We start from the raw sequence: 2,238 nt of genomic DNA, 5'->3' as shown, positions 1-2,238 counted from the left end.
TTTTGCTGACGGGATCAAGTCCCACGGGCGCTACGTTCTACCCCGACTACCGCTATCATAAGACCATATAGAAAAAGGTCAACCAGAAATATCTGGCTAAGCTTATATTACGATCGGGCGCAATTGTGAAGTAAAGGAAGCCCAATTTCTCGTTTATAATACTGAGAAATTGGGCTTTTAATAAAGGGATACCCATTTTCCGTATTACTTCCGCATTTTCATGACGCTACCGAAGATTATTAATCTTTCCTTTTTCTCTATTAAAATTAGTGAAAAACAGTATAAAAAGGCAGCCGTCTTACGTAAAGGGGTATTTTCTTTCAACTTATTCTTTTATCGCAAACTAAGCTTTACAACAGAATCTATAATCTGATCCCAGTCTTCACTATGAATTTCATGCCCAGTTCCATCAAGCGTCAATAATTCAGCATGAGGGATAGCTTTCTTAAGAGCAAGCCCGTGCTCGTATGGGAGAGCTGGATCTTCTGTGCCATGAATAATGATCACTGGTACGCTGATCTCACCCATTCTATCGAAATATACGTCTCCGCCTTGCAGCATGGCATGATTAAATCTGCTCGGCAGATGTTTGGCGCGATCTGCCTCTATTTCCGCCAGTTTATATATTCTTTCCTGCTCATAAGGTTTGGAACCGGCTAAAGTTTTCCATCCACCCGCCAGATAGGGAATGGCAGCCTCCCGATTTGACCAATCGATGGAAGCACTCTTCGCATGGTAATCCAGTATGTTCTGATCCATTGGAGGCAGCTTTTCCATCTCAGTCCCGAACACACTTGATGCAATGAGCGTAAGCGACAATACACGGTCCGGATATCTTATGGCAAGAATCTGGCCTATTAAGCCGCCCATGGACATGCCAACGATATGTCCCTGCTCTATAGAATAAGCATCCAGGACACCGGCCGCATCGTCAGCCAAGTCCGTTATTGTATAGTTGGAAGTACCAGGCTCATAAATGGTCGATTGTCCCAGATCCCGATGATCGTACCGAATAACAAATCTTCCCTGATCAGCGAGACGGGGACAGAAATCCTCATCCCACCAGTCTAGTGAAGACATCGCACCCATGATCAAAAGAACTGCAGGGTCCTTAGAGTTTCCAAAACTTTCTGTACATATATCCACTTTATTTATTTTAAGTATCTGTTCACTCATTTTTTTTACCTCCGTATTATCTAATCGCCGTTACTAAGGCGCAGAACAATAAATTCTTTCCGAAGCATGTTTGGCCTGATTATTGCAGTCGAACCCACTTGATAATCATGACGAGGCCCCCTTTTAAATATTATTTAAAAAGGGAATCATCCCTATATTTATTACACCAAAATTTTCCTGCTTTTTTCTCATTTACTGCTATGAAACTTTTCCTTTTAATTCTAGGTAGGTTAAATAAATGTTTAATCACTATCACCAATAAAACTAAGATATCGTGGAAATCTATCTAATTAAGTTGATTGACAAAAAAATTCTAGAAACGCAAGTTATATTATTCAATTAAAGGGCGCGATTCTGCAGAAAGAGTTATGCTCTTTCTTTATGGAGATTGCTGAATGACGAAATTTTCCACAATTGTGTTAGAATGTCTTAAATATTATAATAAAAAGAGGGGGGGATAAAGATGATTAGAGGTTTATATGAAGCACATTTACCAGTAAGTAATCTATCAAAATCCATAGAATTTTATAAAAGATTAGGGTTAGAGATTGCCTATCAACAAGATAATTTAGCATTTTTCTGGATTGAAAAAGGTAACAGTTGGTTGGGCCTATGGGATACAGATAAAGTAAAAACCCCATATCACCCATCTTTAAGACATATAGCATTTAAAGTTGACTTAGAAGATATAAAAATTGCGAAAGAATGGTTAGAGCAGATGGGGATAATGGTTAGAACATCGTTTGGGTTTCCTCCAGAGCAACAACCTCTTGTCTTACCTAATAATCCACATGCACATGCAGCAATTTATTTTGATGATCCCGATGGAAATTCGATTGAGTTAATTACACCTTTACGATTAGATTACAATGAGGATTTCGAAATGATGACACTAAAAAAATGGTCGAGTGAAAAGCAGAATTAATAATAGTTATTCCATTATACCAGCTAATATAAGTCAACACTTTTTAAGTAATAATACCAGATTAAAGATGTTATAATAAAAACATGCATGACAAAGAAACTTCAATAATGTCATTTGAAGTTTTTGTAAGTGATGTA

The 2,238-nt window shown here is 37.9% G+C and carries 2 protein-coding genes; one reads left to right on the top strand and one right to left on the bottom strand.

Going from position 1 to position 2,238, the window contains the following annotated elements; translation table 11 throughout:
- Positions 1 to 333: 333 nt before the first annotated feature.
- Positions 334 to 1,176, bottom strand: a complete 843-nt coding sequence (gene mleCBF / locus ACOT8F_RS20840; protein ID WP_421653830.1) for a CBF family alpha/beta fold macrolide esterase — start codon at positions 1,174 to 1,176, stop codon at positions 334 to 336.
- Positions 1,177 to 1,639: 463 nt separating this feature from the next.
- On the opposite strand from mleCBF, the gene ACOT8F_RS20835 reads away from it, so the two are divergent.
- Complete coding sequence (locus tag ACOT8F_RS20835; RefSeq protein ID WP_421653829.1) at positions 1,640 to 2,101, top strand: VOC family protein; 462 nt, start codon at positions 1,640 to 1,642, stop codon at positions 2,099 to 2,101.
- Positions 2,102 to 2,238 lie beyond the last annotated feature (137 nt).

Source organism: Chryseobacillus diguaensis, from assembly GCF_049220665.1.
Classification (GTDB): Bacteria; Bacillota; Bacilli; order Bacillales; family Bacillaceae; genus Metabacillus_B.
The sequence above is the reverse complement of the archived record's forward strand: the minus strand, read 5'-3'. Positions and strand labels throughout refer to the sequence as shown.